The sequence below is a fragment of the Mesorhizobium sp. M2A.F.Ca.ET.037.01.1.1 genome (assembly GCF_003998075.1).
In the GTDB taxonomy this organism is placed as follows: Bacteria; Pseudomonadota; Alphaproteobacteria; order Rhizobiales; family Rhizobiaceae; genus Mesorhizobium.
Genome location: NZ_RZSA01000526.1, coordinates 1 through 4,660 on the forward strand (window position 1 = coordinate 1; position 4,660 = coordinate 4,660).

General features: G+C 62.7%; 8 protein-coding genes. 4 read left to right on the forward strand and 4 right to left on the reverse strand.

Annotated elements, in window-relative coordinates; genetic code table 11:
• Both EOA27_RS23180 and EOA27_RS23185 read right to left on the reverse strand, forming a co-directional pair.
• Positions 1-170, reverse strand: a 170-nt coding sequence (locus EOA27_RS23180; protein WP_127257294.1) for an SDR family NAD(P)-dependent oxidoreductase, incomplete at its 3' end; no start/stop codon positions are given.
• 35 nt (positions 171-205) lie between these two features.
• Entirely contained in the window at positions 206-667 is a 462-nt protein-coding gene (locus tag EOA27_RS23185) for a VOC family protein (protein ID WP_127257296.1), read from the reverse strand.
• A gap of 124 nt (positions 668-791) precedes the next feature.
• Here EOA27_RS23185 and EOA27_RS23190 point away from each other — a divergent pair, with 124 nt between their 5' ends.
• The 3 genes from EOA27_RS23190 (at position 792) to EOA27_RS43000 (ending at position 2,619) form a co-directional block, all read left to right on the forward strand.
• Positions 792-1,679, forward strand: coding sequence for a transcriptional regulator GcvA (locus EOA27_RS23190; protein WP_126078061.1), 888 nt, complete (start codon positions 792-794; stop codon positions 1,677-1,679).
• Between the two features lie 201 nt (positions 1,680-1,880).
• Positions 1,881-2,174, forward strand: coding sequence for a GYD domain-containing protein (locus tag EOA27_RS23195; RefSeq protein WP_126061615.1), 294 nt, complete (start codon positions 1,881-1,883; stop codon positions 2,172-2,174).
• A 322-nt stretch (positions 2,175-2,496) separates the two neighbouring features.
• The gene (locus EOA27_RS43000) at positions 2,497-2,619 is read left to right on the forward strand and encodes a hypothetical protein (protein ID WP_281059471.1); all 123 of its coding nucleotides are present in this window, start codon (positions 2,497-2,499) and stop codon (positions 2,617-2,619) included.
• Between the two features lie 48 nt (positions 2,620-2,667).
• Here the strand turns inward: EOA27_RS43000 and EOA27_RS23205 are convergent, their stop codons facing one another.
• Both EOA27_RS23205 and EOA27_RS23210 read right to left on the reverse strand, forming a co-directional pair.
• Positions 2,668-2,952: a hypothetical protein gene (locus EOA27_RS23205; protein WP_126083439.1), complete on the reverse strand. Its 285-nt coding sequence runs from the start codon at positions 2,950-2,952 to the stop codon at positions 2,668-2,670.
• Positions 2,933-3,430, reverse strand: a complete 498-nt coding sequence (locus EOA27_RS23210; RefSeq protein WP_127410020.1) for a DUF768 domain-containing protein — start codon at positions 3,428-3,430, stop codon at positions 2,933-2,935. The genes EOA27_RS23205 and EOA27_RS23210 overlap by 20 nt, the downstream gene beginning before the upstream one ends.
• A 47-nt stretch (positions 3,431-3,477) precedes the next feature.
• Between EOA27_RS23210 and EOA27_RS23215 the strand changes: the two genes are divergently transcribed.
• Positions 3,478-4,660, forward strand: a 1,183-nt coding sequence (locus tag EOA27_RS23215) for a phospholipase D-like domain-containing protein (protein WP_127257299.1), incomplete at its 3' end; no start/stop codon positions are given.

Genomic DNA, 4,660 nt, shown 5'->3' on the forward strand with positions numbered 1-4,660 from the left:
CCTGTCACGTGTCCTGCCCCGAGCCGCTCTTCGGCGGCCTTCAGCTTGTCCTCGGAGCGGCCGACGATCACGACTTCCGCGCCGTGTTCCAGCGCGGCTGCCGCGACGCCGAAGCCGATGCCGGAGCTGCCGCCGACGACGATGATCTTTTTTCCCGTGAGACTGGTCATGGGTTTTCTCCGTCCTTTCAGGGATGGGTTCAAAATCAGGCGAGCCCGGCGTGGGCGGCGGCGATGTCGGCGAGGATGATCTTCTTCATCGAATACATCGCCTGGCGCGCCCGGCTGGCCTTCGCGCGGTCCGGATCGTTCATCAGCCGCAAGGCTTCGCCCGGGATGACCTGCCAATAGACGCCGAACTTGTCCTTCAGCCAGCCGCAGGGCTGTTCCGAGCCGCCGCCGGCGGTCAGCGCGTTCCAGAAATAGTCGGTCTCTTCCTGGTCCCCAGTCTCGATGTAGAGCGAGATGCGCTCGTTGAAAGGCGGCACCCCGCCGGCATTGAGCGCGGTAAAGCGCTGGCCTTCGAGCTCGAAGTCGAAGATCGCGTGCGGCTTGTCGGTGAACTCGATCGCGCCGAGCGCGCGGCTGTTCTTGAAGACCGAGAGATAGAAATCCCGCGCGGCTTCGGCATCGAGATTGAACCAGAGGAAAGGATGAACGGTGGCCATGGCGTCCTCGCACGTTGGTGAGTTTTGATCACAAGTTCTGTGAGGATTTTTGGCTGGAAAAACCACGATGGACAAACCAAAGTTTGGCAATTATTTGTTACCATAACTCACAAATGGCTTCGCCATGACCCGCAAACTGCCGCCGCTCAATGCCTTGCCGGCCTTCGAGGCCGCCGCACGGCATTTGAATTTTTCCAGGGCTGCCGACGAGCTCAACCTCACCCATGGCGCGATCAGCCGGGCGATAAAACATCTGGAGGATCAGCTCGGCGTGCAGCTCTTCGAGCGCGCGACGCGCTCGGTGCGGCTCACACCGGTCGGCGAGCCTTATGCGGTTGCCGTGCGCGAGGCGCTCGACCAGCTCGCGCTGGCGACGCAGACCGCGACCTCGCGCCATTCCGGCTCGACGCTCAATGTCAGCACGTCGGACGGGTTTGCCGGAAAATGGCTGGTGCCGCGGCTCTACCGGTTTCACCGCGCGCATGGCGATATCGATGTGCGCGTCTCGACCACCGGCCGGCTGACCAATTTCCGCGGCGACGGCATCGACGTCGCCATACGATATGGCGGCGGCCATTATCATGGGCTGACGTCGGAGTTCCTCACCGGTGAGGAAGTGTTTCCCGTCTGCAGCCCGAAGCTGCTGGAAGGGCCACATCCGCTCAGGCACCCGCAGGACCTCAAGCACCACACGCTGATCCGCGACGGCTACCGCATCGACTGGGCGGCGTGGCTGGCCAGCGCCGGCGTCGAAGGCGTCGATCCCAACAGCGGGCTCACCTTCGATTCCGCCACCTTCGCGGTAGAATCGGCCGTCCAGGGCGAAGGCGTGGTGCTCGGCCGCACCATGCTGGTCTCCGCCGACCTTGCCACCGGCCGGCTGGTGCGGCCGTTCGAACACGCGCTGAAGGCGGTCTCCAGCTTCTATCTGGTCTACCCGCCGGAGGCGATCCGCCAGCGCAAGGTCAAGGCGTTTCGCGACTGGCTGTTTTCGGAGATCGAGCCGGGCTGATGAGCGCAGCCATCTACACACCGCCTTGCACGCGCGTGCGGCCTCGAGACATGACACTTGACTCGTGCCTCTTGCGGCAATCCAACCTGTACGCCGATATATTAGCAATTGCTTCTTTGTAGAGTGGGCACGTGCTATTGTGGTCCTGGGAACGGCGGACGCGCCGTGAGCGCCCCGCGTTTCCCTTGTGGGAGGAAACCAATGGCTCACTACGTATTGCTGTCAAACTTCACCGACCAGGGTATCAGGACCATAAAGGACACCCAGAAGCGTGCCGAGGCTTTCAAGGAGATGGCCAGCAAAAGCGGGGTCAAGATTCACACCTTGTTGTGGACGCTGGGCAAGCATGATGTCGTGGCGGTTGCCGAAGCGGAGGACGACATTGCCGCGACTGCGCTGGGCCTATCAATCGCATCGATGGGCAACATCAGAACCGAGACCCTGAGGGCGTTCGATACGGCGGATATGGCCAAGATACTGGCTAGGATGGCCTGACCGTTAACTTACCAACGCACGTGGCGGATCGAAGCCTGCGCCGGGCCGGGTACCCGGCGCAGGCCGCCTACGAATCCGACCTCACACATGACGGAGCAGCTCGGTGTGCAGTTCTTCGAGCGCGACGCTGTCGGTGCGGCTCACCCCTGCCGGCGAGCCCTGTGCATCGGCCCGGGCTGACGCACGGGCTCAGGAAACTTTCCTTCGGCTCGGCGGTTGATACCGATCCGAGAGAGGGGCATCCATGCCGGGACGAAATGGAGAGACGGCCAGACACTCCAGACGGCCGCGCTCGCGTCCGCTGAAGGGCGAAGAGACGGAGGTGAAGCACGTCGTCGAGACGCAGGGACTGTCACCTGCGCAGGCGCGGGAACTTGTGCGGCGCTATGGCAATGATTGGCGCAAGATCGAGGAAGCCGCCAAGACCTACAAGGGCGACGAATAAGGGCCCGGATATCGGCGCGATCAGTCCCCGCCGGCGTGGGATCAAGCCTCAACCTGAGCGCATCACGCCGGGCTCGCCGGCCTCGTCCGCCTGACCGGGCCGCTGGGCTTCGGACACCAGATCCTGGAATTCGATGGTCGTCACCAGGTAGCCTGCCTCGTCGTAGATCTTGGTCACCCAGGATGTCGGGTCCGACCCCGCGGCAATGCCGTCGAGCATGGCTTCCTTCGCAGCCCGCTTAGCCTCGGCTTTCGCCGTTTCGAGATTTTCCATCTCGACGTGGATCGGCGGCTGCGCCGCGGCTTCGAGAAACTCAAAGCGGAATTTGGGCATTCGTCTCTCCGTTTCCAGCGGCGGGCGGCGCAGGCGCAATCGATCCATGATCATCGCCGCTGCCGTCTCGTTGCTCCTCCAGCACGGTCTCGGCGATATATTCCTCGAGGTCGCCCACTTCCTCGTTGATCTCGTCAGGCTCTATGCCTTGGCTTTCGGCGTCGGCGATACATTGGTCGGCCAATTCGGCGGCGACTATCTCGGCCGGCATCGAGACCCGAGGTTCGGCCTTATGCTCATTGATCCATTCCTCCACGAAATGCGCCGTTTTGTTCACGAGCATGTCGGCCTCCGGCGAGGCTTCGGCTACGGGCTGTTCCAGCTTGATATCCATGCAAGACCATCCTTGAATGATCTTATTCAACGCCGACTGGTCGCAAAGGATGCAGCTCTCGGTCGATGGTGAGCGGCGGGCCGGGGATCGGCTGACCAAGCGCCGGTCCGAGCCCGCGCAGGCCCAGCCGGGAACCTGAATCACGGTCGAACATTCTTGCTGTTGGGATAAACTGACCGCAGGCTAAAGACGTGAAGGCTCAGGGCTTTAGAGCGCTACTGGCCAGCAAGACACGCGCTGCCGGGCGCAAGGCCGGCCATTGGCTCGACATCGCCAAATATGTCGCCGTGGCCGTCGCCGCTGCCGTCGTCACGCTGGCCGCGGTAAACCTGACCCCGGAGCCGCGTGTCATCCGCACGATCGTTCCGCACCGCTTCGACGCGGCGGATCCGCAATTCGTGCAAAGCATGAGCAGCTATTCGCAAGGGCAGATCTCCGGGCAGAACGCCGTGCAAACCCTCGTCAACGGCGACGAGATTTTTCCTGCGATGCTGCAAGCGATCGGCGTAGCCCGATCCAGCATCGACATGGAGACCTACATTTATTGGTCGGGCTCGGTCGGCTATCAGTTCGCCACGGCCTTGGCCGCGAAAGCCCGCGAAGGCGTCGAGGTCCGAGTGCTGGTCGACTGGCTTGGCTCCCTGCCCTTCGACGAGAACCTGATCCACATCATGACGGGCGCTGGGGTGCGGTTCCAGCGCTACCGGCCTGTCTACTGGTATACGCTTGACCGAGTGAACAACCGGACCCACCGCAAACTGCTCATCGTGGACGGGCGGGTCGCGTTCACTGGCGGGGTCGGCATCGCGGACAACTGGCTGGGCGATGCGCGCAATCCGAACGAGTGGCGTGACACTCATTATCGGATTGAGGGGCCTTCGGTGGGCGCGTTCCAGGCGGCCTTCGCCGAGAACTGGCTGGAGACCGCGGGCGAAACATTGCAAGGAGAGAAGTTCTATCCGCCACCCGAACCCGCAGGCGCGCTTAGCGCCCAGCTGGTCCTGTCATCGCAACCGAACGGCTCCGAGGATATGGAGCTGATGATGCTGGCCGCGATCGCCGCGGCCAAGGATCACCTGCGCATCGGCATGGCCTACTTCGTGCCGGACGAGATCGCGCTGCAGCAGATACTCGACGCCAGGAAACGAGGCGTGGCCGTCGACGTCATCGTGCCCAATTCGCTGACCGATGTGCCCATCGTGCGAAAAGGCTCGCGGCACTTCTGGGGTCAACTGCTCGAAGCGGGCGTGCGCATCTACGAGTTTCAGCCGACGATGTATCATCCCAAACTGCTCATCGTCGATGACGTCTGGGCAAGCTTCGGTTCCACCAACCTGGACGAGCGCTCGTTGCGCCTGAATGACGAAGCCAGCC

Bases quoted from the DNA above. Each gene is read 5' to 3' on its own strand.
- EOA27_RS23195 (WP_126061615.1), top strand. From the start codon at position 1,881: ATGGCTCACTACGTATTGCTGTCAAACTTCACCGACCAGGGTATCAGG.
- EOA27_RS23185 (WP_127257296.1), bottom strand. From the start codon at position 667: ATGGCCACCGTTCATCCTTTCCTCTGGTTCAATCTCGATGCCGAAGCC.
- EOA27_RS23190 (WP_126078061.1), top strand. From the start codon at position 792: ATGACCCGCAAACTGCCGCCGCTCAATGCCTTGCCGGCCTTCGAGGCC.
- EOA27_RS23205 (WP_126083439.1), bottom strand. From the start codon at position 2,952: ATGCCCAAATTCCGCTTTGAGTTTCTCGAAGCCGCGGCGCAGCCGCCG.